Below are 25707 nucleotides of genomic sequence, written 5' to 3'. Positions count from 1 at the left end.
ACCCTCAGCGAGGATGCCCAGGACGAGAGGCAGAGCGGCGGATCAGGCCGATGACCGGCAAAAGCCCCACCAGCACCAGGGTCAGGGCCGGCAGCGAAGCGCGCGCCCATTCGCCCTCGCTGGTCATCTCGAACACCCGCACGGCCAGGGTGTCCCAGCCGAACGGCCGCATCAGAAGCGTGGCCGGCATCTCCTTCAGCACATCGACAAACACCAGTAGCGCGGCACTGAGCGCACCCGGCACCAGCAGCGGTAGATACACCTTGAAAAACAATCTCGGCCCCGCCACGCCGAGGCTGCGCGAAGCCTCCGGCAGCGACGGGCGGATCCGCTCCAGGCTGCTTTCCAGCGGCCCGTAGGCCACCGCGATGAAGCGCACCAGATAGGCCAGCAACAGCGCAGACACACTGCCCAGCAACAGCGGCTTGCCGGCGCCGCCCAGCCAGGTGGAAAGCGGAATCACCAGTTGATTGTCCAGATAGCTGAACGCCAGCATGATCGACACCGCGAGCACCGAGCCAGGCAAGGCGTAGCCCAGGTTGGCCAAGCCGACGCCGGCACGAATCGATGGCGCGGGCGCCTGACGCCGGGCAAAGGCCAGCAGCAGCGCCACGCTGACGGTGATCAACGCCGCCATCGCGCCCAGGTACAGGGTGTGCAGGATCAACGCGCCATAGCGCTCGTCCAGATCATGTCGGCCCCGCTGCCAGAACCACGCCAGCAACTGCAGCAGCGGGATGACGAAGGCGCAGGCGAACACCAGCAGGCACCAACCACTGGCCGCAAGCGCCTTGAGCCCGCGCAGATGATAGAGCGCCTGCCCGCGCGGACGCTCGTTGCCGCTACGGCTGGCGCCACGGGCGCGGCGTTCTCCATAAAGCACCAGCATCACGGCCAGCAGCAACAGGCTGGCCAGTTGCGCCGCACCGGACAGGCTGAAGAATCCGTACCAGGTCTTGTAGATGGCGGTGGTGAAGGTGTCGAAGTTGAACACCGAGACCGCACCGAAGTCCGCCAGCGTCTCCATCAACGCCAGGGCGATGCCCGCGCCAATGGCCGGCCGCGCCATCGGTAGCGCCACCCGCCAGAACGCCTGCAACGGCGACAACCCCAGCACCCTTGCGGCCTCCATCAGGCCCTTGCCCTGGGCCAGGAACGCCGTGCGCGCCAGCAGGTAGACATAGGGGTAGAACACCAGCACCAGCACGATGATGACCCCGCCGGTCGAACGTACCCGGGGCAGGCGCATCGGCCCGAACAGCTCGCGCAAGGCACTCTGCACCGGGCCGGAGAAATCCAGCAGCCCGACGAAGACGAAGGCCAGCACATAGGCGGGAATGGCAAAGGGCAGCATCAGCGCCCAGTCGAGCCAGCGCCGACCGGGGAACTCACAGAGGCTGGTAAGCCAGGCCAGGCTGACGCCCAGCACGGTGACGCCGACACCCACGCCCAGCACCAGGGTCAAGGTGTTGCCCAGCAGGCGGCTCATCTGGGTGTCGAGCAGGTGCGACCAGATCTGCGTGTCGATCGACTGCCACGACAGCACCAGTACGCTCAGGGGCAGGAGCACCAGAGCGGCGACAAGGCTGACCGGAAGGTACCAGCGGCGTTGAGGGGAGTGGGGCAAGGCAGGTATCTCGGTTGCAGGTTGCGACCGCTGTGCGGTCGTTCGCAGCTGAAGCCGCTTCCAACCTGTGGGAGCGGCTTCAGGCGAAGGGGCCCAGGAAGGCCCCGAGAGGATAAGCTGTGAAACTCAGTTCCAGCCAGCCCGATCCATCAGGCGAATGGCTTCGGCCTGGCGCTTGCCAGCCACTTCCACGGGCAGGCTGTCGGCCTTGAAGCTGCCCCAGGCCGCGACTTCATCCGATGGCTTGACCTTGGGGTTGGCCGGGAATTCCTGGTTGATGTCGGCGAACAGCTTCTGCGCTTCCTCGCCCGTCATCCACTCGACCAGCTTCTTCGCCGCTTCCGGGTGCGGGGCATGCTTGGTCAGGCCGATACCCGAGAGGTTGACGTGCACGCCACGGTCGCCCTGGTTGGGCCAGAAAATCTTCACCGGCAGCTTCGGGTCGGCCTTGTGCAGGCGCCCGTAGTAGTAGGTGTTGACCACGCCCACGTCACACTGGCCCGCGGCAACGGCCTGGATCACTGCGTTGTCGTCGGAGAACACGTCGGTGGACAGGTTGTTGACCCAGCCCTTGACCAGCTTCTCGGTCTCGGCCTCGCCATGGGTCTCGATCAAGGTGGCGGTCAGCGACTGGTTGTAGACCTTCTTCGCGGTGCGCAGGCACAGGCGGCCTTCCCACTGTTTGTCGGCCAGGGCTTCATAGGTGCTCAGTTCCGAGGGCTTGACCCGCTCGGTGGAGTAGATGATGGTCCGCGCACGCAGGCTCAGGCCGGTCCAGTCGTGGGAAGAAGCGCGGTACTGCGGCGGAATGTTCTTGTCGATGATGTCCGACTTGATCGGCTGCAGGATGCCCATCTGCTCGGCCTGCCAGAGGTTGCCGGCATCCACGGTGAGCAGCAGGTCGGCGACGCCGTTCTGGCCCTCGGCCTTGATGCGCTGCATCAGCGGCGCTTCCTTGTCGGTGATGAACTTGATCTTCACCCCGGTCTTGGCGGTGTAGGCATCGAATACCGGTTTGATCAGTTCGTCGATGCGCGAGGAGTACACCACCACTTCATCATCCGCCGCCTGGACGGAACCGGCGAACAGGGTCAGGGCCAGGGCGGCCAGTAGGGGCTTGCGGGGCGACATGGTGGATGCTCCTCGGGGTTAAAGAGATGCAAATGGTAGTGAATCCCATTTTCCCACTCACCCTGGAAGCAGTTACCGGATGTTGCAAAGCAATCGCGGGGCACGCCCGCGCCTACAGCACCACCCCGTTCTTCAAGCAGGTGGCGTACCTGTAGGAGCGGGCTTGCCCCGCGATAGGGCCCTCACGCCTTGGCCAGGTCTGGAAGGTCGCCGCTCAACCCCAAGGCCTGGCGCACGAACACTGCCTTGGCCTCGGGCATCCCTTCCACCAGTTTCAAGCCCGTGTTGCGCAGCCAGCGCAGCGGCAGAGGATTGGCCTGGAACAGGCGTTCGAAGCCCTCCATCGCCGCCATCAGGGCAAGGTTGTGCGGCATACGTCGACGCTCGTAGCGACTCAGCACCTTCACATCCGCCAGGCGCTCGCCACGCTCGCACGCGTGCATCAGCTCCTCGGCCAGCACTGCCGCATCGAGAAAGCCCAGGTTGACGCCCTGCCCCGCCAGGGGGTGGATGGTGTGGGCAGCATCGCCGATCAGCACCAGGCCTTCATCCACATAGCGCTTGGCATGGCGCTGGCGCAGCGGTACGCAGACACGGCGGTCGGCATGCAGCACCTGGCCCAGGCGGCCTTCGAAGGCGCGCTCCAGCGCCTGGCAGAACGCCGCGTCATCCAACGCCATGGCCTGCTCGGCCTGCTCCGGGGTAGTGGACCAGACGATCGAGCACCAGTGCTGCCCGTCATCCCGCGACAACGGCAGGAAAGCCAGCGGCCCTTCGTCGGTGAAGCGTTGCCAGGCCGTGGCGCGGTGCGCCTCGCTGCAGCGCACGCTGGTGACGATGGCGTGATGCAGGTAATCCCACTCGCGCGTCTCGCAGCCCGCCAGGCGCCGCACGGCCGAATTGGCGCCGTCGGCGGCGACCACCAGCGGCGCACGCAGGCGACGGCCATCGGACAGGGTCACCAGCCACTCATCGCCGGAGCGGCGCAACTGCTCCAGGCGAGCATTGGGCAGCAGCCCGACGTCACTGTCATGCAGACGGTCCAGCAGGCCGTCCTGCACCACACGATTCTCGACGATGTGGCCAAGCACCTGGGCATGCACACTGGCGGCCGAGAAATGAATCTGACCGGTACCGCTGCCGTCCCAGACCTGCATATCCGAATAGGGCGTCACGCGGCGCCCGGCAATGCCCTCCCAGGCGCCAAGACGCTCGAGAATGCGCTGGCTGGCCGCCGACAGGGCACTGACCCGCGGCTCGAAGGGCGCGGCGTCATCGAAAGGCTTGACCGACAGCGGCCCGCCATCGAGCAGCAGCACCTCCAGGCCACTGTGGCGCAACGCCAGGGCCAGGGCGCTGCCGACCATACCGGCACCGACAATCAACAGATCCGCGCGCATGTCCATGCCTTACGCCTGCCTCGCTTGCGGCTTGAGCCGCACGTATAGGGTTTTGTCGACCCGCGCCACCAGCTCGCCGGCGCCATCGCGGATATCGACCTGCAGACGCGGCAGGCACTTCTTGCCACCGGCCGTCTGCTGGCGGATGTCGTCCAGCAGTGCGTCATCGATGTGGAATTCGGCGAACACCGGGCCCTTGCCCGGTGCGATGAAGTCGATGCTGGCGGCCTTGTCCCAGACGATGTACTCGCGGCCCAGTTGCTCGATCAGCAACAGCATGTAGAACGGATCGACCATCGAGTAGAGGCTGCCACCGAACTGGGTGCCGACGTAGTTGCGGTTCCAGCGGGTCAGGTTCATGCGCACCTTGACGCTGCGCATGTCGGGGCTGATGTGCTGCACGCGGATACCCGCCCCCAGGTAGGGCGGGTAGAAATTCAGCAACCAGCGCAACATGCGGGCCCGACGGGCGAGCTTGCGGGCGTCCTTCATGCGCGGCCCCGCGGGTCGGGGCGGGTTCCCAGGCCCATGGCCTGGCGGGCGAACCAGCTCTTGGCCGGTGGCAGCAGGTCCAGGCCCAGCAGGCCGAGGTTGCGACCGGCGGCCAACAGCGGTTGGGCGCTGCCGAACAGGCGGGTGACCTGGTCGGAGAAGCCGATGGTCAGGCTCTGATCCAGACGTTGGCGCTGGCGATACCCCTGCAGTGTTGCCAGGTCGCCCGGCTGCTGCGGGCCTGCGAGCAGGGCCTCGGCCAGTGCCTGCACGTCGCGCAGCGACAGGTTGAACCCCTGACCTGCGATCGGGTGCAGGCTGTGTGCCGCGTTGCCCAGCACCACCAGGTGCGGGCGTACCTGCTCCTCGGCTTCGACCAGCGCCAGCGGGTAGAGATGCCGTGCGCCGACCTGGCGCAGAGCGCCGAGGCGGTAGCCGAACGCGTCCTGCAGTTCGCGCAGGAAGGCGCGCTCGTCGATATCGGCCAGACGCCGTGCGTCCATGCCCTGCCGCGTCCAGACCAGCGCGCAGCGGTTTTCCGGCAGTGGCAGCAAGGCCATCGGGCCTTGTTCGGTGAATCGTTCGAAGGCCTGGCCACGATGGGCCTCGCCTGGAGAGATGTTGGCGATCAGCGCGCTCTGGTCATAGGGCGTGCGGCGCACATGAATGCCCAACTGCTCGCGCAGGCCGGAGCGGCCACCGTCGGCGAGAATCGCCAGGTCGCATTCAAGGCTGGTGTCATCGTCGAGTTGCAGGCGATAACCGCCCTCGACAGGCTGCATGGCCCTGACTTCGGCCGGGCAGCGCCAGCTCACCACCTCGCTGTCCAGCCCCTGCCACAGGCACTGGCCGAGCCAGGCGTTCTCCACCACATAACCCAGCGCAGGCACACCTTCTTCCTGGGCATCCAGGCGGGTGGCGCCAAAGCGACCGCGGTCGGACACCTGGATCTGCCGAATCGGTTCGGCGCGGCGCTCGATGCCCTGCCACAGGCCAAGCTGGTCGTAGATCTGCCGAGTGCCGAAGGACAGCGCCGAGGAGCGTGCATCGTAGCTGGGCTGGAAGCTGTCGCCGGGGGCGAACGGCTCGATCAGCAGGATCTTCCAGCCGCGCGCCTTGGCCCCGGCCTGCAGCGCCAGCGCCAGGCTGGCACCGACCAGGCCGCCGCCGATGATCGCCAGGTTGACCCGGCTCATGCCACGTCCTTGCGCGCGTCGAGCATCAGTGCCTCGATTTCGTCGACTGTCTTCGGCACACCCGAAGTAAGAATTTCACAGCCCTTTCTGGTGACCACCACGTCGTCCTCGATCCGCACCCCGATGCCGCGCCACTTCTTCGCCACGCTCTGGTTGTCGGCTGCGATGTAGATACCTGGTTCGACAGTCAGCGCCATGCCCGGTTCGAGCACCCGCCACTGACCGCCGACCTTGTATTCACCTACATCGTGCACATCCATGCCGAGCCAGTGTCCGGCACGGTGCATGTAGAACGCGCGGTAGGCTTCGCTGTCGATCAGCGCCTGCACCTCACCCTTGAGCAGCCCCAGCTCGACCAGGCCCTGGGTGATCACCCGCACCGTCGCTTCATGGGCGTGATTCCAGTGTTTGCCCGGCGCAATCTCGGCAAAGGCGGCTTCCTGGGCCTTGAGCACCAGTTCGTAGATCGCCTTCTGCTCGGGCGAGAACCGCCCGCTGACCGGGAAGGTACGGGTGATGTCGCTGGCGTAGCAGTCGATCTCGCAACCGGCGTCGATCAGCACGAGGTCACCGTCCTTGAGCGGCGCATCGTTCTGCTGATAGTGCAGGATGCAGGCATTGCGCCCGGCGGCGACGATCGAGCCGTAGGCCGGCATCTTCGCGCCACCCTTGCGGAACTCGTAGTCCAGCTCGGCCTCCAGGCTGTATTCGTGCAGACCGGCGCGGCAGGCCTGCATGGCTCGTACATGGGCGCGCGCGGAAATCGCCGCGGCCTCACGCATCACCTTCACTTCCGCCGCCGATTTATACAGGCGCATGTCGTGCAGCAGATGATCCAGGGCAACGAACTCGTTCGGCGGCTGCGCGCCAAGGCGTGCCTTGGAACGGATCACATTGATCCAGTCCATCAGCCGGCGGTCGAACTCGGGGTTGCTGCCCATGGCGCTGTAGACCCGCTCGCGACCTTCGATCAGGCCGGGGAGGATCTCGTCGATATCGGTGATCGGGAAGGCATCGTCGGCGCCGAAGTCGCGTATCGCACCCTCCTGGCCGGCACGCAGGCCGTCCCAGAGCTCGCGCTCGGGGTTGCGCTCGCGGCAGAACAGCACGTACTCGCCGTGCTCGCGACCGGGGATCAGGGCGATCACCGCCTCGGGTTCCGGGAAACCGCTCAGGTACTGGAAGTCGCTGTCCTGGCGATAGACGTGCTCGACGTCGCGGTTACGGATCGCGACGGCCGCCGCCGGCAGGATGGCGATGCTGTCGGGGACCATCTGCGCCATCAGCGCCTTGCGCCGACGGGCGTACTCCGCCTTGGGTATGTGGCTCATGGGCAAACGACCCCCGGGTCGATCAATGAAGCGATGGTTTTGGTGCCGGCGCAACAGGCGCGGCCAGCTCCGTGTACAGCAGCAGCGGTGCGACGCGCAGGTACTCCATGACTTCCATGTAGTCGCTCTCGCCGTCCTCGGACTCTTCCAGCGCTTCTTGCACTTGCGAGATGGCGACCAGATCCTGGAGCACTTCCTTGGCATCGGTGGACAGGTCCTTGCCGCCCGCGTTCAGGCCAAAACCGGTAATGAAGCCCTGGCACCATTGGCCCAGTGCCGTGGCGCGATCGCTCAGGGCGGCATCATCGGTCGGCAGCAGCAGCACGATGGCGACGTCTTCGCCGGTCAGCTCGGCCTTGACCATCTCCTGCAGGCCGATCAGGGCGTTGCGGACGTTGTCACCGGGCTCGGTTTCAAGCAGTTGGGCGGCGTCGGCCAGCCAGGCGTCGGCATCGAAGCCGGCACCGGCGCAGCTGCGGCCGATCAGCAGGCCGTGCAGCTCGGCAGGGGTGGCGGGATGGCCATTGCTGGAGAGCAGCATGGCGAAGGCGGTGTAAGGCGATTGGGTATTGGGCATGGGCGGCTAGGCGCCAGACGGCGCATATGACTAGAATGAAGACCTTGTATCCTAGCACCGGCAGGCGCGCCAAGACCATCTGCGCTGGCCGTCGCGGCTCGGGCAGAGGCATGATCGCCGGGCGATCGACGAAGGAGCGGATCGAGTGCAACCCATGCAAGACAATGACCTGCAAGCGCTGATGAGCCGATTCGAGTTGCTGATCGAGCGCGTCGAGCAACTAAAACGGCAAAATGCACTCCTAGTAGCTCAGGAAAAATCCTGGCGCGAAGAGCGCGCCCACCTCATCGAAAAGAACGAGATCGCCCGGCACAAGATCGAGTCGATGATCTTGCGTCTGAAGGCCCTGGAGCAAGACTCATGAGTTCAAGCAATAGCGTCACCGTCCAGATTCTCGACAAGGAATACTCGATCATCTGCCCGCCGGAAGAACGCAACAACCTGGTCGGTGCCGCGCGCTACCTGGACGGCAAGATGCGCGAGATCCGCAGCAGCGGCAAGGTGATCGGTGCCGACCGCATCGCGGTAATGGCAGCACTGAACATCACCCATGAACTGCTGCACCGCCAGGAGCGCCCTGACGTCGCCAGCGGCGGCACCACCCGCGAGCAGGTGCGCGACCTGCTCGAGCGTGTCGACCAGGCACTGTCCGACGACGCGGTTAGCAAAAACGATTGAGATTGGTATACTGGCGCCACTCCCTGGGGGATGCGCCAGTCGGTTATGTCCCTGAGCCGATACGCACAACCACGGGGGTTGCACGTGGGGCAGGTGTGCATGTCCGCTCGACGGAAAGCCTTAACGCCTCCTGCAATCTCCACCTTGAACTTTCGGGTTCAAGGGCTACACCGATAGCGGTCTTGTCGGGGAGCCTGAATTCTCAATGCCCGCCTTTACCGGCGGGCATTTCGTTTGTGCCGCCGCCGTCGGCGGCCAGCATCCGGGATCGCCTGTGCCATGACCGACACCGTGCCGCTCACCCGCCCACAACTTCGCCGCGTGCTGCGCAACGCACGACGCGCGTTGACGCCCGCCCAGCAACGCCAGGCCGCCGTCGGACTGTACCGGCAACTGGCCCAGCACCCGCTGTTTCGCCGCGCGCGGCATATCGCCCTGTACCTGCCCAACGACGGCGAGATCGACCCAAGCCTGCTACTGCGCGAAGCCCAGCGGCGCGGCAAGCGCACCTACCTGCCAGTGCTGCATGCATGGCCGCGCACGCGCATGGTGTTCCAACGCTTCGAACAGGGCGAAAAACTGCGACGTAATCGCTTCCGTATTCCTGAACCGGTCATCGAGCGCAAGCGTCAGCGGCCGGTCTGGTCGCTCGACCTGATCCTGCTGCCACTGGTGGGTTTCGATGAAGTGGGCGGACGGCTGGGGATGGGCGGCGGCTTCTATGATCGCAGCCTGGCCTATCAGGGGCGGCGCAAGGCGTGGAAGAAACCGCTGCTGCTGGGGCTGGCACATGAATGCCAGAAGGTGGAACGACTGGCGCAGGCCAGTTGGGACGTACCCTTGCGCGGAACGGTCTCGGACCGTGACTGGTACCTGGCGCCGGCCTGAAAGTCAGGCCGCGCGCCGCAGAAATTCAGCGTTGCTGTTGGGCGGATACGGCCGGCGCCTGATAGGCGGCGTCCAGCTTTCGCTCCCACAGACCCTGCGCATAACCCGTGGTGACGACACCCAGACCGAAGATGAAGGCCAGGATCCACAGCAGGTCCGGTTTGCGTTTGTTCATCGTTGCCCCCCTAGGCAAACTGTTCAGGCTCGGCAGCCTTCTTGGTGCTACCGGAGCGTATAGCTTTAAAATCGGCGCATTTTCCGACAACGTGACGCGGCACGCAAACGTTGACGCCAACCGGCTGTCGGTTTGATGCAACATCTTATTTCAAACCTTGTCAGGAGCAGCACCTATGGCCTACTGGCTGATGAAATCCGAGCCCGACGAACTTTCCATCGAAGGCTTGGCCCGTCTCGGCCAGGCGCGCTGGGACGGGGTGCGCAACTACCAGGCACGCAATTTCCTGCGGAACATGAGCGTAGGCGACGAATTCTTCTTCTACCACTCCAGTTGCCCGCAACCGGGCATCGCCGGGATCGCCCGGATCAAGGCCGGCGCCTACCCCGACCCGACGGCGCTGGACCCGCAAAGCCACTACTTCGACGCCAAGGCCAGTGCCGAGAAGAACCCCTGGAGCGCAGTGGATGTCGAGCATGTGCGTACTTTCGGCCAGGTGCTTGGCCTCGGCTTGCTCAAGCAGCAGACGGCGCTGGAAGCGCTTGCACTGGTACAGAAGGGCAGCCGCTTGTCGGTAATGCCGGTGACCCCGGAGCAATGGCAGGCGATCTGCGCACTGGCGAGGTGATCCAGGCAGCCGATGTGTGGGCGCCCGTCAGGGACCTCACTGCACGATCAGGTTGTTGAACAGCAGGTCCTCGACGATAGGCTTGCCTTCTTCGGTTTCCATCACCTGCTGGACCTGCTTCAAGGCTTCCTGACGCAACGCTTCCTTGGCCTCGACATTGCTCATGTTGTCCACACCTTGCTGGGTGAACAGCGCCACCAGTTGGTTGCGGATCAGCGGCTCATGGTGCTTGACCGCCGCGGCAGCGGCATCGCCAGTCACGCGCAGGGCCACGTCGGCCTTGTAGACGCGCAGCTTGGGGCCGCCATCCAGGGCGTAGTTGCCGACCAGAGGCGGGCTCAGGTTGATGTAGGCAACCTTCGGTTGGCCTTCCTTGCTCTCTTCGGCCATGGCCGCCACGGGCAGCATCAGGGCCAGCACCATCAAGATCCACGCTTTCACGAAATCGCTCCTCAATACAATTGACGCCAGCTTACCCAGCGCATCGCTCAAACCCAAGCCCGGGCTTATGCCGACTCATCAGAGCAGGCCATGCTCGTTGACCCACCCCTTCGTCCTCCTACACTTATCGGCCATCACCCGCAAAGGAATAGCCCGATGAAAGCTGTGTTGTGCAAAACCCTGGGCCCGGCACGGGACCTGGTGCTGGAAGAGGTCGCAGGCCCCGTGCCGAAAAAGAACGAGATCCTCCTCGAGGTGCATGCCGCCGGGGTCAACTTCCCCGACACCCTGATCATCGAAGGCAAATACCAGTTTCAACCTCCTCTACCCTTTTCGCCCGGCGGTGAAGCGGCCGGCGTGGTGGCGGCGGTCGGCGAGAAGGCCGGGGCTTTCAAGGTCGGCGACCGGGTCATGGCCCTCACCGGCTGGGGCGCCTTCGCCGAGCAGGTCGCGGTGCCTTATTACAATGTGCTACCCATCCCGGCAGGCATGGATTTCACCACGGCGGCCGCCTTCGGCATGACCTACGGCACCTCGATGCACGCACTTACCCAGCGTGGCCAGCTCAAGGCAGGGGAAACCCTGCTGGTGCTCGGCGCGTCAGGGGGCGTGGGTCTGGCAGCGGTGGAGATCGGCAAGGCACTGGGTGCACGGGTCATCGCGGCGGCCAGCAGCGCGGAGAAGCTCGCCGTGGCCAAGGCAGCCGGGGCGGATGAGCTGATCGACTACAGCCAGGCCAGCCTCAAGGAAGAGATCAAGCGCCTGACCAACGGCCAGGGTGTGGATGTGATCTACGACCCGGTCGGCGGCGAGTTGTTCGACCAGGCCGTACGAGGCCTGGCCTGGAACGGCCGGCTGCTGGTGGTGGGATTCGCCAGCGGCACAATCCCGCAGATGGCGGCCAACCTGGTGCTGCTCAAGGGCGCGGCGGTGCTGGGGGTGTTCTGGGGCGCGTTCGCCCAGCGCCAACCCGAAGACAACGCTGCCAACTTCCGCCAGCTGTTTGCGTGGCACTCCGAGGGCAAGTTGAAACCGCTGGTGTCGCAGACCTACGCGCTGGGCGAGGCGGGTGCGGCTATCGAACGGCTGGGGCAACGTCAGGCAGTGGGCAAGCTGGTGGTGTTGGCCAGGTGATTCGGTAATGACTTCTTCGCGGGCAAGCCCGCTCCTACAAACTTTACCGTCTCTGCAGGAGCGGGCTTGCCCGCGAAGAGGCCGGCGCAGTCAAACCTCGCGCAGGTTGTGGCAGCGCTGAAACCGCGCTTCCAGCTCCCGATCAGGCATCTGGTGGCTGCGCAGGGCATTCAGCGTCTGCTCCACATACTCGCGCGTGGTGCCGTAACGCCCCTTGGCGCTTGCCAGAATCTGGCTGAACAGGGTGTCCGGCAGGTTGCCGGCATAGCACGGCAAGTGACGCTCCAGCACGAAACCCAAGGCCTGCACCTTGCTGCCGTCATCGAGTCGGCAGGTCAGCCAATGCGGACGATAGGCCGGATAAGGCATCTCCCGCTGCCACAGGGCCATCAGCGAGTCGTCCAGGCAGCTCTCGTCCAGGCGATAGGCAAAGCCGCTGCACGAACCACCACGATCCAGGCCGAACACCAGCCCTGGGCATTCTGGTGTACCGCGGTGCTCATGGGACCACAGGTAAAGCCCACGATGATAACCGTGCACCCGTGCACGCTGACGCTCTACCGAGTTGCACTCCGGACGCCAGATCAACGAACCGTAGGCGAACAACCACACAGGCCCACCGTCATGACGGGACATGGTCGTTGTCATGGAGTGCTGCAATTGCTCAGGGGTCAGTTGTTGACCGAAGTCGAGCGACGGAGGATAAGAAACCTGCCACGAAGAACTTTCAAGTGCCGACATAGGCTGCCGCCATTATTTCCTGTGTAACTACCGGAGTGCTGTATTGCGATCGACGCATTCACCTGCGAGCCCGCACCCAATGCTGCGGGGCCTGTACCGCAAGAGGTTGATGACGATGTGCCTACCGTAAGACATATGACGGCGAAACCTCAACCCCTTTTGGCAAAGTTTCACGCGCGATACCGACGACTGGAAAGTGTTGTTATAAGCATAGTAAAAGTTATTAACCCGGCGGGTAATAATTCACTGCTTATAATCGACGACGATAACTTTGGTTATTAATCACGGCGCGCCATTGCAGCGCGCCGTAGGCTCTCATGAAGACCTGGTTACTCAACCGCGTGGAGCGTAGGCAAACACGTCGGCGCGCATGCGGTGCGCATCCATGCCCGCCTCGACCAGCGCATCGAGCGTGCCATAGACCATGTTCGGTGAACCGCTGGCATAGACATGCACACTGTTCAGGTCGGCGATATCCTCGCACACGGCCTCGTGCAAAAGGCCGCAACGCCCCTCCCAGCCACACAGGTCGCTGACCACCTTGTGCAGGAACAGGTTGGGCAGACGCTCCCATTCGGCCCAGTGCTCGAGGGTGTAGAACTCCTCGGGCCGACGTACACCCCAATACAGGTGCACCGGATGCTTGAAGCCGTTGGCGCGGCAATGCTCGACCAGGCTGTGCATCTGGCCCATGCCGGTCCCGGCAGCGATCAGCACCAGCGGTCCGTCCGGCAGCTCGGCCAAGTGTGCGTCACCGAATGGCAGTTCGATGCGGGCCATGCCATTGCGTTGCAACTGCTCGATCAGCTTTACCGCGCTGCTTTCACGGGCCAGCACATGCAGCTCGAGATCGCGACCAGCATGCGGGGCAGACGCCAGCGAGAAGGCTGCCTTGTCGGCCCCCTCCCGCTCGATCATCAGGTATTGCCCAGCGTGGTAGCGCGGCGGCTTGCCGGCGGGCGCGCGCAGACGCACGCGCCAGACATCCCCGCCTACCTCGACGCACTCGCTCACGGTGCAGGCCAGCTTGCGCACGGGCAACTCGCCCAAGGCCAGCACGCCATCCCACAGCAGCACGCAATCTTCCAGCGGTTCGGCGATGCAGGTGAACAGTTCACCGTGATCGCGGACCTCACCGTCCTGCCGCACCCGCCCTTCCACCAGCAACGCCGCACACACATGGCAATTGCCGTTGCGACAGCTGCTCGGGCACTCGTAGCCCAGGCGCCGCGCTGCATCCAGAATCCTCTCGCCCGGTTCGATGGACAGCACCGCGCCGGACGGCTGCAAGGTCACCTGCATCAATCTATTCCCAACTGGTCCCACAGCTCATCGATACGGCGGGTAACGGCCTCGTCCTTGACGATGACCCGGCCCCATTCGCGTGTAGTCTCGCCCGGCCACTTGTGCGTGGCGTCCAGGCCCATCTTCGACCCCAGGCCCGATACCGGCGACGCGAAGTCGAGGTAGTCGATGGGCGTGTTGTCGATCATCACCGTATCACGCTTGGGATCCATGCGCGTGGTGATGGCCCAGATCACGTCGTTCCAGTCGCGGGCGTTGACGTCGTCGTCGGTGACGATAACGAACTTGGTGTACATGAACTGTCGCAGGAACGACCACACACCTAGCATCACGCGCTTGGCGTGCCCCGGATATTGCTTTTTCATCGTCACTACCGCCATGCGGTAGGAACAGCCTTCCGGTGGCAGGTAGAAGTCGACGATCTCGGGGAACTGCTTCTGCAGGATCGGCACGAATACTTCGTTCAGCGCAACACCGAGGATTGCCGGCTCATCGGGCGGCCGGCCGGTATAGGTGCTGTGGTAGATCGGCTTTTGCCGATGGGTGATGCGTTCGATGGTGAACACGGGGAAGCTGTCCACCTCGTTGTAGTAGCCGGTGTGGTCGCCGTAAGGGCCTTCCGGGGCCATTTCACCCGGATGGATCACACCTTCGAGGATGATTTCGGCGGTCGCCGGCACCTGCAGGTCGCTGCCGCGGCACTTGACCAGCTCGGTGCGGTTGCCGCGCAGCAGCCCTGCAAAAGCGTACTCGGAGAGGGTGTCGGGCACCGGCGTCACGGCGCCCAGGATGGTGGCCGGGTCTGCGCCCAGCGCGACGGCCACCGGGAACGGCTGGCCTGGGTGCTTCTCGCACCATTCGCGGTAATCCAGCGCGCCGCCACGATGGCTCAGCCAGCGCATGATGACCTTGTTGCGACCGATGACCTGCTGGCGGTAGATGCCGAGGTTCTGGCGGTCCTTGTTCGGCCCGCGAGTCACCGTCAGGCCCCAGGTGATCAGTGGCGCCACGTCACCCGGCCAGCAGTGCTGGATCGGCAACTGGGACAGGTCGACATCCTCACCCTCGACCACCACCTCCTGGCACACCGCGTCCTTGACCACCTTGGGCGCCATGGACACAACTTTCTTGAAGATCGGTAGCTTCGACCAGGCATCCTTCAGGCCCTTCGGCGGCTCGGGCTCCTTGAGGAAGGCCAGCAGCTTGCCGATTTCACGCAGCTCGCCGACTGACTCGGCGCCCATGCCCATGGCCACACGCTCGGGGGTACCGAACAGGTTGCCCAACACCGGGATGTCGAAGCCGGTGGGCTTCTCGAACAGCAGCGCCGGGCCCTTGGCCCGCAGGGTGCGGTCGCAGACTTCGGTCATTTCCAGGACGGGCGAGATCGGAACCTGGATGCGCTTGAGTTCGCCGCGCTGCTCCAGGCCACGGATAAAGTCGCGCAAATCGCGATACTGCATGCGTGAGCCTCGTGTTGGCTGTATCGGTCGGGGGTGCAGAGTGTAGCGCCGATCGGGCTTTGATAGCCAAATGGCAGAGTGCAATGCGCTCGTTCGTAGGGCGCATCAATGACTTGGGGCCGCTATGCGGCCCATCGCGGGACAAGCCCGCTCCTACAGGTCTGGCGTGATCCTTGTAGGAGCGGGCTTGTCCCGCGATGGGCTGCGCAGCAGCCCCAATTCGCTGTACCGACGGAAACGCTTACTTGCGCTTCATCGACAGGAAGAACTCATCGTTGGTCTTGGTCTGCTTGAGCTTGTCGATGAGGAACTCGATGGCCGCCACTTCATCCATCGGATGCAGCAGCTTGCGCAGGATCCACATGCGCTGCAGCTCGTCGTCGGCGGTCAGCAGCTCTTCGCGGCGGGTACCGGACTTGTTGATGTTGATGGCCGGGAATACGCGCTTTTCAGCGATGCGGCGGTCCAGCGGCAGCTCCATGTTGCCGGTACCCTTGAACTCTTCGTAGATGACCTCGTCCATCTTCGAGCCGGTCTCGACCAGCGCGGTGGCGATGATGGTCAGCGAGCCGCCTTCCTCGATGTTACGGGCAGCGCCGAAGAAACGCTTGGGCTTTTCCAGGGCGTGGGCGTCGACACCACCGGTCAGGACCTTGCCGGAGCTCGGGATCACGGTGTTGTAGGCACGCGCCAGACGGGTGATGGAGTCGAGCAGGATGACCACATCCTTCTTGTGCTCGACCAGGCGCTTGGCCTTCTCGATCACCATTTCGGCAACCTGCACGTGGCGGGTCGGTGGCTCGTCGAAGGTCGAGGCGACCACTTCGCCGCGCACGGTGCGCTGCATCTCGGTCACTTCTTCCGGGCGCTCGTCGATCAGCAGGACGATCAGGTGGCACTCGGGGTTGTTGCGAGTGATGTTGGCCGCGATGTTCTGCAGCATGATGGTCTTGCCCGCTTTCGGCGGAGCGACGATCAGGCCGCGCTGGCCCTTGCCGATAGGTGCGCACAGGTCGATGACGCGACCGGTGAGGTCTTCGGTGGAACCGTTACCGGCTTCCATCTTCAGGCGATGGTTCGGGAACAGCGGCGTCAGGTTTTCGAACAGGATCTTGTTCTTCGCGTTTTCCGGACGGTCGAAGTTGATGGTGTCGACCTTCAGCAGGGCGAAGTAACGCTCCCCTTCCTTCGGCGGGCGGATCTTGCCGACGATGGTGTCGCCGGTGCGCAGGTTGAAGCGGCGGATCTGGCTGGGCGAGACGTAGATATCGTCAGGGCCGGCCAGATACGAGGCATCTGCCGAACGCAGGAAACCGAATCCATCCTGGAGAATCTCCAGCACGCCGTCACCCGAGATCTCTTCGCCGCTCTTCGCGTGTTTTTTCAACAGGGCGAAAATCACGTCCTGCTTGCGCGAACGGGCCATGTTTTCGATGCCCATCTGTTCGGCCATTTCCAGCAGATCGGTAATCGGCTTTTGCTTGAGTTCTGTCAGGTTCATAAGGGGAGTGACGTAATCATGTATGAAGGGGGGAGAATTAAGCTTCTGGCTTAATGAGGCCGCGCCGCTAGATTGGCGACAGGATCGCGTACTGATTCGAATTGGGAGTGCGTCGGCGACGGCGTGCGAAGGGCACTGGAGAAGCAGTGCGAGGCCGAATGTAACACTTGCTTTTTTCGGCGTCTAGTGGTTTTGACAGGGGAAATCGCGCCTCGGGGGCAAAAAAAGCCCCGCATTTGCGGGGCTCTTTCACATCACAGGTGGGCGTCGAGGAACGCGGCCAGCTGGGACTTGGACAGCGCGCCGACCTTGGTCGCCTCGACGTTGCCGTTCTTGAACAGCATCAGCGTCGGGATACCACGCACGCCGTGCTTGGCCGGGGTTTCCTGGTTGTCGTCGATGTTCAGCTTGGCGATGGTCAGCTTGCCTTCGTAGGTTTGGGCGATATCGTCCAGGACCGGAGCGATCATCTTGCATGGACCGCACCATTCAGCCCAGTAGTCGACCAGCACCGGGCCTTGAGCCTGCAGCACTTCGGCATCGAAGGTGGCGTCGGTGACGTGTTTGATCAGATCGCTGCTCATGGAGTTCTCCAGGTCGTAAGCATAAAAAACGTTGCCCATCATAGCCGCACCCACGCCCTACAGGAAGCCACGGCCGATTGAGTGTAACTATAGTTGTGCAAGACGCCACGAATCGAAACTGTCATACAAGCGTCATAGGATTTGTCCGAGGCCTTTGTTGATCAGTCATCCAGACCACCCGCACATTGCCCTGCATCAATCCTCGCCATGTCGCGCGTTGGCGTATGCCCGCGATCATGGCAGGATTGCCGGGTTATCGACCGAGAACATCCAGATCATGCCGCAAACCACCGCGAAGAACCTGTCTCTGATCGCCGCCATCGACCTTGGCTCCAACAGTTTCCACATGGTCGTGGCCAAGGCCCACCATACCGAGATCCGCATTCTCGAACGGCAGGGGGAGAAGGTTCAGCTGGCTGCGGGCATCAGCGAAGATCGCCAGCTCAGCGAAGAAGCCATGCAGCGGGGCCTCGAATGCCTCAAGCGTTTCGCCCAGCTGATCAATGGCATGCCGGCCGGCGCTGTGCGCATCGTCGGCACCAACGCCCTGCGTGAAGCACGCAACCGCAATGACTTCATCCTGCGTGCCGAAGCCATTCTCGGCCATCCGGTCGAGGTCATTTCAGGTCGTGAAGAGGCGCGCCTCATCTACCTGGGCGTGTCGCACACCCTCGCCGACACCCCCGGCAAACGCCTGGTCGCCGACATCGGCGGCGGCAGTACCGAGTTCATCATCGGTCAACGTTTCGAGCCACTGCTGCGCGAAAGCCTGCAGATGGGCTGCGTAAGCTTCACCCAGCGCTATTTCCGCGACGGCAAGATCACGCCGGCACGCTACGCCCAGGCCTATACTGCCGCGCGCCTTGAGCTGATGAGCATCGAGAACGCTCTGCACCGCCTGACCTGGGACGAGGCCATCGGCTCGTCGGGCACCATCCGCGCCATCGGCGCCGCGATCAAGGCCAACGGCCATGGCAACGGCGAGGTCAATGCCGAAGGCCTGGCCGTGATCAAGCGCAAGCTGTTCAAGCTGGGCGAAGTCGACAAGATCGACTTCGACGGCGTCAAACCAGACCGGCGCACCATTTTCCCTGCGGGATTGGCGATTCTCGAGGCGATCTTCGACGCCCTCGAACTGCAGCGCATGGACCACTGTGACGGCGCCCTGCGTGAGGGCGTACTGTTCGACCTGCTCGGCCGCCATCATCACGAGGACGTGCGTGAGCGCACACTGAATTCGTTGATGGAGCGCTATCACGTCGACCAGGGCCAGGCCGCGCGCGTGGAGCGCAAGGCGTTGCACGCCTTCGACCAGGTGGCCAAGGCGTGGGATCTGGAAAACGGCAACTGGCGCGATCTGCTGGGCTGGGCGGCGAAGGTGCATGAAGTCGGGCTGGACATCGCCCACTATCACTACCACAAGCACGGCGCCTACTTGATCGAACACTCCGACTTGTCGGGCTTCTCCCGCGAGGACCAGCAGATGCTGGCCCTGCTGGTACGCGGCCATCGCCGCAACATCCCCAAGGACAAGTTCGCCGAGTTCGGCGACGAAGGCGTCAAGCTGATCCGCCTGTGCGTGCTGCTGCGCTTCGCCATCCTCTTCCACCACATCCGCGGCACCCAGCAAATGCCCAAGGTTGAGCTCAAGGCTGCCGACGACAGTCTGGAAGTGGTGTTCCCTGAGGGCTGGCTGGAGCAGCATCCGCTTACCCAGGCCGACTTCGCCAACGAGGCGGAGTGGCTGGCGCGGGTCGGGTTCGTGCTGAGCGTGCGTTGAGCCCCGACGCTGACCCTATGTAGGCGCGGCCTTGTGCCGCGCCTACAGCATGTCTAGCGTACGTTCAGCACCGGGTTGCTCAGGCGCTCCAGCAGGGTCGCCTGGGCGCTGCGCGGGTTCTGGTTGCCGGTCGGGGTACTGCGCACATAACGACCATCAGGCTGCAAGGTCCAGGCCTGGGTGTTGTCGGTCAGGTAGCCCTCAAGCTCCTTCTTCACCCGCAGCAGCAACTTCTTGCCCTCCACCGGGAAGCAGGTCTCGACGCGTTTGTCGAGGTTGCGCTCCATCCAGTCGGCGCTGGACAGGTAGATCTGCTCCTCACCGCCGTTGAGGAAGTAGAACACCCGCGTGTGCTCAAGGAAGCGGCCGATGATCGAGCGCACATTGATGTTGTGCGAAACCCCCGGGATGCCCGGACGCAGGCAGCACATGCCACGCACCACCAGGTCGATGCGCACGCCCGACTGGCTCGCCTTGTACAGGGCCTTGATGACCTTGGCATCGGTCAGCGAGTTGAACTTGGCGATGATGTGCGCCGGCTTGCCATCGAGCGCGAACTGCGTCTCGCGGGCGATCATGTCGAGCATGCCCTTCTTGAGGGTGAAGGGCGCATGCAGCAGCTTCTTCATGCGCAGGGTCTTGCCCATACCGATCAACTGGCTGAACAGCTTGCCGACGTCCTCGGTGAGCGCATCATCGGAGGTCAGCAGGCTGTAGTCGGTGTACAGGCGGGCGTTGCCGGCGTGGTAGTTGCCAGTACCCAGGTGCGCGTAGCGGACGATCTCGCCCTGCTCGCGGCGCAGGATCAGCATCATCTTGGCGTGGGTCTTGAAGCCGACCACGCCATAGATCACCACCGCACCGGCCGCCTGCAGGCGGCTGGCCATCTGCAGGTTGGACTCTTCGTCGAAACGCGCGCGCAGCTCGATCACCGCAGTGACCTCCTTGCCGTTACGCGCGGCATCGACCAACGCGTCGACGATCTCCGAGTTGGCCCCGGAGCGGTACAGGGTCTGGCGCACGGCGAGCACGTGCGGGTCCTTGGCGGCCTGGCGCAGCAGGTCGACCACCGGAGTGAAGGATTCGAACGGGTGCATCAGCAACACATCCTGCTTGCTGATGACGCTGAAAATGTTGTCGGCGTTCTGCAGGATCTTCGGGATCGCCGGGGTGAAAGGCGTGTACTGCAGCTCCGGGTGGCTGTCCAGGCTAGTGATGCTGAACAGACGAGTCAGGTTGACCGGGCCATTGACCTGGTAAAGCTCGCTCTCGCTCAGGCTGAACTGCTTGAGCAGGTAGTCGGAGAGGTGCTTAGGACAGGTGTCGGCAACCTCCAGGCGCACGGCGTCGCCGTAGCGGCGCGAGAACAGCTCGCCACGCAGGGCACGAGCAAGGTCGTCGACCTCTTCGGAGTCCAGCGCCAGGTCGGCGTTTCGGGTCAGGCGGAACTGGTAGCAGCCCTTGACCTTCATGCCCTGGAACAGGTCGTCGGCATGGGCGTGGATCATCGACGACAGGAAGACATAGTTGTCGCCGGGGCCGCCAACCTCTTCCGGCACACGGATCACCCGTGGCAGCAGGCGCGGCGCCGGGATGATCGCCAGGCCCGAGTCGCGACCGAAGGCATCGACGCCCTCGAGCTCGACGATGAAGTTCAGGCTCTTGTTCACCAGCAGCGGGAACGGGTGGGTCGGGTCGAGGCCGATCGGGGTGATGATCGGGGCGATCTCGTCGCGGAAGTAGCGACGCACCCAGGTCTTGAGCTTGGGCGTCCAGTAGCGGCGGCGGATGAAGCGAATCGCATGCTTCTCCAGCTCCGGTAGCAACACGTCGTTGAGGATCGCGTACTGGCGGTCCACCTCCATGTGCACCAGCTCGCTGATCCGCGCCAGCGCCTGATGCGGCTGCAGGCCGTCGGCGTCGGCCTGTTCCCGGGCGAAATTGATCTGCTTCTTCAGCCCCGCGACGCGGATCTCGAAGAACTCATCGAGGTTGCTGGAGAAGATCAGCAGGAACTTCAGACGCTCAAGCAGCGGGTAGGACTCATCCAGCGCCTGCTCCAGCACGCGGATGTTGAACTGCAGCTGCGAGAGCTCACGATGAATGTACAGGCTGCTGTCGTCCAGGCCCGGCACCGGAATCGCCGGGGCCGGCGCCGGGGCGGCGGCCTCGACGACAGGCGCAGGCTCCGGCTCAGGTGCCGCCGGCAGGTCCGGTGGGGTCTGGACCAGTTCCTCCGGGAGGGCCTTGGCTTCCTTGATCTCGACAGCAGTGAGCACTTCGTTATTCATCTGACGTTCCTGTGAGGGCGTTACTGCCCTCTCAACAATTGAGCGGCACGCACGGCGAAATAGGTGAGGATGCCATCGGCGCCGGCCCGTTTGAAAGCGGTGAGGGATTCGAGAATCACGGCTTCGCTCAGCCAGCCGTTCTGGATGGCCGCCATGTGCATGGCATATTCGCCGCTGACCTGATACACGAAGGTCGGCACGCGGAATTCGGTTTTGACGCGGTGAACGATGTCCAGGTACGGCATGCCCGGCTTGACCATGACCATGTCAGCGCCCTCGGCGAGGTCGGTGGCCACTTCATGCAGGGCCTCGTCACTGTTGGCCGGGTCCATCTGATAGGAGGCCTTGTTGGCCTTGCCCAGGTTCAGCGCCGAGCCGACCGCATCGCGGAACGGGCCGTAGTAGGCGCTGGCGTACTTGGCGGAGTAAGCCATGATGCGCACGTTCACGTGGCCGGCCAGCTCCAGGGCCTCGCGGATGGCCTGCAGACGACCGTCCATCATGTCGGACGGCGCCACCACCTGGGCACCGGCTTCGGCATGCGACAGCGCCTGACGCACCAGGGCGTCGACGGTGATGTCGTTCTGCACGTAGCCCTCTTCGTCGAGGATGCCGTCCTGGCCGTGAGTGGTGAAGGGATCGAGTGCGACGTCGGTGATCACTCCCAGTTCCGGGAAGCGCGTACGCAGGGCGCGGGTCGCACGCTGGGCGATACCGTCCGGGTTCCAGGCTTCGGCACCATCGAGGGATTTCTTCTCCACCGGGGTCACCGGGAACAGCGCCAGCGCCGGAATCCCCAGCTCGACCCAACCCTGTGCGGCTTCGAGCAGCAGGTCGATCGACAGGCGCTCGACGCCCGGCATCGACGGCACTTCCTCGCGACGATTTTCGCCGTCCAGCACGAATACCGGCAGGATCAGGTCATCGACGGTCAGGGTGTTCTCGCGAACCAGACGACGGGAGAATTCGTCCCGGCGGTTGCGACGCAGGCGGGTAGCAGGAAACAGGCGGTTGGCGGGGGTAAAGCTCACGGCAGACTCCTGAGCCCGCGCAGGCGGGCTAGCGCGACAGTTATAAGCGCCCATTATGACGCCTAGGTTACAGGGAAGGGCAACCCTGCGACTTGTGGCCGCAGGCATTGTCCTTGTAGGAATTGTTCACGTCGAGACACATTTGGACACTTTCCCCCAGGCGCGCGAAGGGGTAGGCTGCGCGTTCATTTCGCCAGCACCTCAGAAAATGCTTCAACAATTCCTGCAGGATTTCGGCTATTTCGCCCTCTTTCTAGGCACCTTCTTCGAAGGCGAGACCATCCTGGTACTTGCAGGATTTCTCGCGTTCCGTGGATACATGGACATCAGCCTGGTCGTGGTGGTGGCGTTCTTCGGCAGCTATGCCGGTGACCAACTCTGGTATTTCATGGGCCGTCGCCACGGGCGCAAGATCCTCGCGCGCAAACCGCGCTGGCAGGCGATGGGCGACCGCGCGCTGGAACATATCCGCCGCCACCCCGACATCTGGGTACTGAGCTTCCGTTTCGTCTATGGCCTGCGCACCGTGATGCCGGTGGCCATCGGCCTGTCGGGCTATCCCCCGCGGCGCTACCTGCTGCTCAACGGTATTGGCGCGGCGATCTGGGCCCTGGCCCTGGGCGCGGCGGCCTATCACTTCGGCGCCATCCTCGAAGGCCTGCTGGGCAACGTGAAGAAATACGAGCTATGGGTGCTCGGCGGCCTGCTGGTGCTGGGCGGGCTGCTCTGGCTGCGCCGACGTTTCCGCAACTTGCGTGCGGAGCGCAAGGCGGCGGCAGAAAGCCAGGCCGCACAGGCTGAACAGGCTGTAGAGCCCGAGCAGGAGCCAGGCCAAGGGCGTGACCGCCCCTAGGCCCAACACCCCACCCAGATAAAGCGCCGGCCCGTTGGACGCCAGCCGCAGCAGTTCAAGGCGCGCGGCCCAAGGCCGGTTCTCCAGCGCCACCCCAAGCACGAACAAGCCAAACGCCATCAGTGTCCAGCCCAGCACCAGCGCCGCTGGCGGCACGCGCTCGGCCACCTCCATCAGGTAACTCCCCAAACCTGCGTACACGGCGAACTGCAGCGCCACATACAACTGCTGGGCTCGCCCCAGCGGTATCTCGAACTTGCGAAACTGCGCCAGATCAACCTTGGCCTGTGGATAAACCGCCTCCACATCCGCCGGTCGCCATCCGGTGGGCATGAACCAGATCCGCAGCTTGTCCCACAGACAGCGAGTGCGCCGCGCATCGCGCCAGAGCTGGGCATAGAACTGCAGGTTGGCCCACAGCGGATTCCAGCTCGCCAGCGGCGTGGTCACGCCGAACACCACGGGCTCGCGCGGGTCCTCCTCCTGGAAAGTGCCGAACAGGCGGTCCCAGAGAATGAACACGCCGCCGTAGTTGCGATCCAAGTACAAAGGATTCTGCGCATGGTGGACGCGATGGTTGGACGGCGTGATCAGTACCCATTCGAGCCAGCCCAGCTTGGGCACGTGCCGGGTATGCACCCAGAACTGGTACAGCAGGTTCAGCGATGCCACGGTGACGAATACCAGCGGCGGCACGCCGACCAGGGCCAGCGGCAGATAGAAGATCCACGAGAAGAGAAAGCCGCTGCTGGTCTGGCGCAGGGCGGTGGTGAGGTTGTACTCCTCGCTCTGGTGATGCACCGAATGCGCCGCCCACAACACGTTGCGCTCATGGCCGAGGCGGTGCAGCCAGTAGTAGCAGAAGTCGTAGAGCACGAACGCCAGCAACCAGACCCAGACCGCACCGTCCGGCAGGCGCAGCAGGGCCAGGTGCTCCCAGGCCAGCGCGTAGCTCACAAGCCCGACGCCCTTGGTCAACAGTCCCGTGCTGGTCGACAGCGCCCCGGTGCTCAGGCTGTTTATCGAATCGGCCAGGCGATAGTTGCGCTGCCCGCGCAGCCGGTCGGCGACCAGCTCTACGGCAATCAGCACGAAGAAGAACGGCACGGCCAGCAGAATCAGGTCCATGGTGACGATCCCAAGCGTTATCCACAGAGATTAGGCCGCGTCGGGCACAACCCTTATGGCCACATCTGCCAAACTAGAGGACATTTAGCGCCTCGACACTGGAGTAATGAGCATGACGAAAAAGGTAGCGGTGATTCTTTCCGGCTGTGGCGTGTATGACGGCGCCGAAATCCACGAAAGCGTGATCACCCTGCTGCGCCTCGACCAGCGCGGCGCCCAGGTGCAGTGTTTCGCGCCGAACATCGCGCAGATGCACGTGATCAACCACCTGACCGGCGAAGAAATGTCCGAGTCGCGCAATGTACTGGTGGAGTCGGCGCGCATCGCCCGCGGTGAAGTGAAGGATATTCGCGAAGCCAAGGCCGAGGACTTCGACGCACTCATCGTCCCTGGCGGTTTCGGCGCGGCCAAGAACCTGTCGAATTTCGCCGTCGAAGGCACCAGTTGCAGCGTGAACCCCGAGGTACTGGCACTGGCCGAGGCCTTCGCCGCGGCGTGCAAGCCGGTCGGCCTGATCTGCATCTCGCCGGCGTTGGCCGCGAAGATCTACGGCCCAGGCGTGGTCTGCACCATCGGCAACGATGCCGACACCAGCGCAGCCGTGGTGAAGATGGGCGGCACCCATGAAGAATGCGATGTGCATGACATCGTCGAAGACACCCAGCGCAAGCTGGTGACCACCCCGGCCTACATGCTGGCCAAGTCGATCAGCGAAGCGGCGGGTGGGATCTACAAACTGGTGGACCGGGTGCTGGAGCTGACTCACGAGAAGGACTGAAGCGCATCAGGGCAGGCCTTTTCGCGGGCAAGTCGGAGCGCCGAACCGCCGCGAAAAGGTCAACGCGTCAACCGCGTGAGGATCCGATCCAGCGAATTGGCAAACGCCTGCTTCTCCCGCTCGCCATAGGGCGCCTGCCCGCCGCCGACCTGCCCCTGTTCACGCAACTCGGTGAACAGGTTGCGCACCGCCAGTCGATCCCCCATGTTGCGCTCGTCGAACTCGCGACCACGCGGGTCCAGCGCCGCCACACCCTTCTTGATCAGACGATCTGCCAGCGGTACGTCGCTGCAGATCACCAGCTCGCCGGGCTCTGCATGCTCCACCAGGTAGTCGTCGGCGGCATCCATGCCGCTGGGCACCACGATCAGCCGCACGATCGCGAAGGCCGGTTTGGCCACGGCCTGGCCGGCCACCATCACCACTTCCAGCTTGCGCTTGAGGGCGAATTTGACGATCAGGTCCTTGGCCGCCTTGGGGCAGGCGTCGGCGTCGATCCATATGCGCATGACGATGTTTCCGTAATTCGAAAAGAAATAGTGTGCCAGCCCCGG

General features: G+C 63.9%; 25 protein-coding genes, 1 other RNA gene and 1 pseudogene. 9 read left to right on the top strand and 18 right to left on the bottom strand.

Annotated elements, in window-relative coordinates:
- Positions 1-4: 4 nt before the first annotated feature.
- From ACTYOL_RS00830 to ACTYOL_RS00800, 7 genes are all read right to left on the bottom strand, one after another.
- Positions 5-1627, bottom strand: coding sequence for an ABC transporter permease (locus tag ACTYOL_RS00830; protein WP_444757414.1), 1623 nt, complete (start codon positions 1625-1627; stop codon positions 5-7).
- Between the two features lie 126 nt (positions 1628-1753).
- Positions 1754-2758 (bottom strand): extracellular solute-binding protein, encoded by a 1005-nt coding sequence (locus ACTYOL_RS00825; protein WP_112897078.1) that lies wholly within the window; start codon positions 2756-2758, stop codon positions 1754-1756.
- A gap of 182 nt (positions 2759-2940) precedes the next feature.
- Positions 2941-4158 (bottom strand): 2-octaprenyl-3-methyl-6-methoxy-1,4-benzoquinol hydroxylase, encoded by a 1218-nt coding sequence (locus ACTYOL_RS00820; protein ID WP_178117524.1) that lies wholly within the window; start codon positions 4156-4158, stop codon positions 2941-2943.
- A gap of 9 nt (positions 4159-4167) precedes the next feature.
- Positions 4168-4650 carry a DUF4442 domain-containing protein gene (locus tag ACTYOL_RS00815; RefSeq protein WP_054894080.1) on the bottom strand — a complete coding sequence of 161 codons (483 nt, stop codon included), beginning with the start codon at positions 4648-4650 and terminating at the stop codon, positions 4168-4170.
- Complete coding sequence (gene ubiH, locus ACTYOL_RS00810; RefSeq protein ID WP_063542059.1) at positions 4647-5846, bottom strand: 2-octaprenyl-6-methoxyphenyl hydroxylase; 1200 nt, start codon at positions 5844-5846, stop codon at positions 4647-4649. Before ubiH ends, ACTYOL_RS00815 begins: the two co-directional genes overlap by 4 nt.
- Positions 5843-7177, bottom strand: a complete 1335-nt coding sequence (pepP, locus tag ACTYOL_RS00805) for a Xaa-Pro aminopeptidase (protein ID WP_054894082.1) — start codon at positions 7175-7177, stop codon at positions 5843-5845. Before pepP ends, ubiH begins: the two co-directional genes overlap by 4 nt.
- Before the next feature lie 22 nt (positions 7178-7199).
- Positions 7200-7754 (bottom strand): YecA/YgfB family protein, encoded by a 555-nt coding sequence (locus ACTYOL_RS00800; protein WP_112897075.1) that lies wholly within the window; start codon positions 7752-7754, stop codon positions 7200-7202.
- A gap of 154 nt (positions 7755-7908) precedes the next feature.
- Here ACTYOL_RS00800 and ACTYOL_RS00795 point away from each other — a divergent pair, with 154 nt between their 5' ends.
- From ACTYOL_RS00795 to ACTYOL_RS00780, 4 genes are all read left to right on the top strand, one after another.
- Positions 7909-8118 carry a TIGR02449 family protein gene (locus ACTYOL_RS00795; protein WP_054894084.1) on the top strand — a complete coding sequence of 70 codons (210 nt, stop codon included), beginning with the start codon at positions 7909-7911 and terminating at the stop codon, positions 8116-8118.
- Positions 8115-8432, top strand: a complete 318-nt coding sequence (locus tag ACTYOL_RS00790) for a cell division protein ZapA (protein ID WP_054894085.1) — start codon at positions 8115-8117, stop codon at positions 8430-8432. The genes ACTYOL_RS00795 and ACTYOL_RS00790 overlap by 4 nt, the downstream gene beginning before the upstream one ends.
- A 17-nt stretch (positions 8433-8449) precedes the next feature.
- A non-coding RNA gene (gene ssrS / locus ACTYOL_RS00785) (6S RNA) lies at positions 8450-8628 on the top strand.
- 83 nt (positions 8629-8711) lie between these two features.
- Positions 8712-9320: a 5-formyltetrahydrofolate cyclo-ligase gene (locus ACTYOL_RS00780; protein ID WP_444757413.1), complete on the top strand. Its 609-nt coding sequence runs from the start codon at positions 8712-8714 to the stop codon at positions 9318-9320.
- Positions 9321-9345: 25 nt separating this feature from the next.
- Here the strand turns inward: ACTYOL_RS00780 and ACTYOL_RS00775 are convergent, their stop codons facing one another.
- Complete coding sequence (locus ACTYOL_RS00775) at positions 9346-9495, bottom strand: hypothetical protein (protein WP_172964797.1); 150 nt, start codon at positions 9493-9495, stop codon at positions 9346-9348.
- Between the two features lie 175 nt (positions 9496-9670).
- Here ACTYOL_RS00775 and ACTYOL_RS00770 point away from each other — a divergent pair, with 175 nt between their 5' ends.
- Entirely contained in the window at positions 9671-10123 is a 453-nt protein-coding gene (locus tag ACTYOL_RS00770; RefSeq protein WP_125931031.1) for an EVE domain-containing protein, read from the top strand.
- Between the two features lie 36 nt (positions 10124-10159).
- Here the strand turns inward: ACTYOL_RS00770 and ACTYOL_RS00765 are convergent, their stop codons facing one another.
- Positions 10160-10564 (bottom strand): flagellar basal body-associated protein FliL, encoded by a 405-nt coding sequence (locus ACTYOL_RS00765; protein WP_063542054.1) that lies wholly within the window; start codon positions 10562-10564, stop codon positions 10160-10162.
- 156 nt (positions 10565-10720) lie between these two features.
- Here ACTYOL_RS00765 and ACTYOL_RS00760 point away from each other — a divergent pair, with 156 nt between their 5' ends.
- Positions 10721-11698: an NADPH:quinone oxidoreductase family protein gene (locus ACTYOL_RS00760; protein WP_125931032.1), complete on the top strand. Its 978-nt coding sequence runs from the start codon at positions 10721-10723 to the stop codon at positions 11696-11698.
- A gap of 90 nt (positions 11699-11788) precedes the next feature.
- Here ACTYOL_RS00760 and ACTYOL_RS00755 read toward each other — a convergent pair whose 3' ends face one another.
- The 5 genes from ACTYOL_RS00755 to trxA all read right to left on the bottom strand — a co-directional run bounded on the left by ACTYOL_RS00755 (position 11789) and on the right by trxA (position 17292).
- Complete coding sequence (locus tag ACTYOL_RS00755) at positions 11789-12439, bottom strand: gamma-glutamylcyclotransferase (RefSeq protein WP_054894090.1); 651 nt, start codon at positions 12437-12439, stop codon at positions 11789-11791.
- Positions 12440-12772: 333 nt separating this feature from the next.
- Positions 12773-13741 (bottom strand): CDP-6-deoxy-delta-3,4-glucoseen reductase, encoded by a 969-nt coding sequence (locus tag ACTYOL_RS00750; RefSeq protein ID WP_054894091.1) that lies wholly within the window; start codon positions 13739-13741, stop codon positions 12773-12775.
- Positions 13741-15207, bottom strand: a complete 1467-nt coding sequence (ubiD, locus tag ACTYOL_RS00745) for a 4-hydroxy-3-polyprenylbenzoate decarboxylase (protein ID WP_054894092.1) — start codon at positions 15205-15207, stop codon at positions 13741-13743. Before ubiD ends, ACTYOL_RS00750 begins: the two co-directional genes overlap by 1 nt.
- A 241-nt stretch (positions 15208-15448) precedes the next feature.
- Positions 15449-16708, bottom strand: a complete 1260-nt coding sequence (rho, locus tag ACTYOL_RS00740; RefSeq protein ID WP_039581904.1) for a transcription termination factor Rho — start codon at positions 16706-16708, stop codon at positions 15449-15451.
- A 254-nt stretch (positions 16709-16962) separates the two neighbouring features.
- Positions 16963-17292 carry a thioredoxin TrxA gene (gene trxA / locus ACTYOL_RS00735; protein WP_125931034.1) on the bottom strand — a complete coding sequence of 110 codons (330 nt, stop codon included), beginning with the start codon at positions 17290-17292 and terminating at the stop codon, positions 16963-16965.
- A gap of 277 nt (positions 17293-17569) precedes the next feature.
- Here trxA and ppx point away from each other — a divergent pair, with 277 nt between their 5' ends.
- Positions 17570-19072, top strand: coding sequence for an exopolyphosphatase (ppx, locus tag ACTYOL_RS00730; RefSeq protein WP_112897073.1), 1503 nt, complete (start codon positions 17570-17572; stop codon positions 19070-19072).
- A 53-nt stretch (positions 19073-19125) separates the two neighbouring features.
- Here ppx and ppk1 read toward each other — a convergent pair whose 3' ends face one another.
- Together ppk1 and hemB are read right to left on the bottom strand one after the other, a co-directional pair.
- Positions 19126-21363 carry a polyphosphate kinase 1 gene (ppk1, locus tag ACTYOL_RS00725; protein ID WP_444757412.1) on the bottom strand — a complete coding sequence of 746 codons (2238 nt, stop codon included), beginning with the start codon at positions 21361-21363 and terminating at the stop codon, positions 19126-19128.
- A gap of 20 nt (positions 21364-21383) precedes the next feature.
- The gene (gene hemB / locus ACTYOL_RS00720) at positions 21384-22394 is read right to left on the bottom strand and encodes a porphobilinogen synthase (RefSeq protein ID WP_197893415.1); all 1011 of its coding nucleotides are present in this window, start codon (positions 22392-22394) and stop codon (positions 21384-21386) included.
- Positions 22395-22602: 208 nt separating this feature from the next.
- On the opposite strand from hemB, the gene ACTYOL_RS00715 reads away from it, so the two are divergent.
- Positions 22603-23247, top strand: coding sequence for a DedA family protein (locus tag ACTYOL_RS00715; protein ID WP_172964798.1), 645 nt, complete (start codon positions 22603-22605; stop codon positions 23245-23247).
- 549 nt (positions 23248-23796) lie between these two features.
- Here ACTYOL_RS00715 and ACTYOL_RS00710 read toward each other — a convergent pair.
- Positions 23797-24375 (bottom strand): annotated as a pseudogene (locus tag ACTYOL_RS00710) (sterol desaturase family protein); the annotation flags it as partial.
- Positions 24376-24487: 112 nt separating this feature from the next.
- On the opposite strand from ACTYOL_RS00710, the gene elbB reads away from it, so the two are divergent.
- The gene (gene elbB, locus ACTYOL_RS00705; RefSeq protein WP_200603870.1) at positions 24488-25153 is read left to right on the top strand and encodes an isoprenoid biosynthesis glyoxalase ElbB; all 666 of its coding nucleotides are present in this window, start codon (positions 24488-24490) and stop codon (positions 25151-25153) included.
- Positions 25154-25212: 59 nt separating this feature from the next.
- On the opposite strand, the gene ACTYOL_RS00700 is transcribed toward elbB, so the two are convergent.
- On the bottom strand, positions 25213-25662 hold the full coding sequence (locus ACTYOL_RS00700; RefSeq protein WP_054894100.1) for a YaiI/YqxD family protein: 450 nt from the start codon (positions 25660-25662) through the stop codon (positions 25213-25215).
- Positions 25663-25707: the final 45 nt, after the last annotated feature.

It is taken from the genome of Pseudomonas sp. A014 (genome assembly GCF_052378495.1).
GTDB lineage: Bacteria > Pseudomonadota > Gammaproteobacteria > Pseudomonadales > Pseudomonadaceae > Aquipseudomonas > Aquipseudomonas machongensis.
The sequence above is the reverse complement of the archived record's forward strand: the minus strand, read 5'-3'. Positions and strand labels throughout refer to the sequence as shown.

Excerpts from the sequence above, each read along its gene's own strand:
- ACTYOL_RS00815 (WP_054894080.1), bottom strand. The coding sequence starts at position 4,650 with ATGAAGGACGCCCGCAAGCTCGCCCGTCGGGCCCGCATGTTGCGCTGG.
- ACTYOL_RS00795 (WP_054894084.1), top strand. The coding sequence starts at position 7,909 with ATGCAAGACAATGACCTGCAAGCGCTGATGAGCCGATTCGAGTTGCTG.
- trxA (WP_125931034.1), bottom strand. The coding sequence starts at position 17,292 with ATGAGCAGCGATCTGATCAAACACGTCACCGACGCCACCTTCGATGCC.
- ppx (WP_112897073.1), top strand. The coding sequence starts at position 17,570 with ATGCCGCAAACCACCGCGAAGAACCTGTCTCTGATCGCCGCCATCGAC.
- ACTYOL_RS00790 (WP_054894085.1), top strand. The coding sequence starts at position 8,115 with ATGAGTTCAAGCAATAGCGTCACCGTCCAGATTCTCGACAAGGAATAC.
- ppk1 (WP_444757412.1), bottom strand. The coding sequence starts at position 21,363 with ATGAATAACGAAGTGCTCACTGCTGTCGAGATCAAGGAAGCCAAGGCC.
- elbB (WP_200603870.1), top strand. The coding sequence starts at position 24,488 with ATGACGAAAAAGGTAGCGGTGATTCTTTCCGGCTGTGGCGTGTATGAC.
- ACTYOL_RS00780 (WP_444757413.1), top strand. The coding sequence starts at position 8,712 with ATGACCGACACCGTGCCGCTCACCCGCCCACAACTTCGCCGCGTGCTG.
- ACTYOL_RS00820 (WP_178117524.1), bottom strand. The coding sequence starts at position 4,158 with ATGCGCGCGGATCTGTTGATTGTCGGTGCCGGTATGGTCGGCAGCGCC.
- ACTYOL_RS00700 (WP_054894100.1), bottom strand. The coding sequence starts at position 25,662 with ATGCGCATATGGATCGACGCCGACGCCTGCCCCAAGGCGGCCAAGGAC.
- ACTYOL_RS00770 (WP_125931031.1), top strand. The coding sequence starts at position 9,671 with ATGGCCTACTGGCTGATGAAATCCGAGCCCGACGAACTTTCCATCGAA.
- ACTYOL_RS00800 (WP_112897075.1), bottom strand. The coding sequence starts at position 7,754 with ATGCCCAATACCCAATCGCCTTACACCGCCTTCGCCATGCTGCTCTCC.
- rho (WP_039581904.1), bottom strand. The coding sequence starts at position 16,708 with ATGAACCTGACAGAACTCAAGCAAAAGCCGATTACCGATCTGCTGGAA.
- ACTYOL_RS00760 (WP_125931032.1), top strand. The coding sequence starts at position 10,721 with ATGAAAGCTGTGTTGTGCAAAACCCTGGGCCCGGCACGGGACCTGGTG.
- pepP (WP_054894082.1), bottom strand. The coding sequence starts at position 7,177 with ATGAGCCACATACCCAAGGCGGAGTACGCCCGTCGGCGCAAGGCGCTG.
- ACTYOL_RS00755 (WP_054894090.1), bottom strand. The coding sequence starts at position 12,439 with ATGTCGGCACTTGAAAGTTCTTCGTGGCAGGTTTCTTATCCTCCGTCG.
- ACTYOL_RS00775 (WP_172964797.1), bottom strand. The coding sequence starts at position 9,495 with ATGAACAAACGCAAACCGGACCTGCTGTGGATCCTGGCCTTCATCTTC.
- ACTYOL_RS00825 (WP_112897078.1), bottom strand. The coding sequence starts at position 2,758 with ATGTCGCCCCGCAAGCCCCTACTGGCCGCCCTGGCCCTGACCCTGTTC.
- ubiH (WP_063542059.1), bottom strand. The coding sequence starts at position 5,846 with ATGAGCCGGGTCAACCTGGCGATCATCGGCGGCGGCCTGGTCGGTGCC.
- ACTYOL_RS00750 (WP_054894091.1), bottom strand. The coding sequence starts at position 13,741 with ATGCAGGTGACCTTGCAGCCGTCCGGCGCGGTGCTGTCCATCGAACCG.
- ACTYOL_RS00715 (WP_172964798.1), top strand. The coding sequence starts at position 22,603 with ATGCTTCAACAATTCCTGCAGGATTTCGGCTATTTCGCCCTCTTTCTA.
- ubiD (WP_054894092.1), bottom strand. The coding sequence starts at position 15,207 with ATGCAGTATCGCGATTTGCGCGACTTTATCCGTGGCCTGGAGCAGCGC.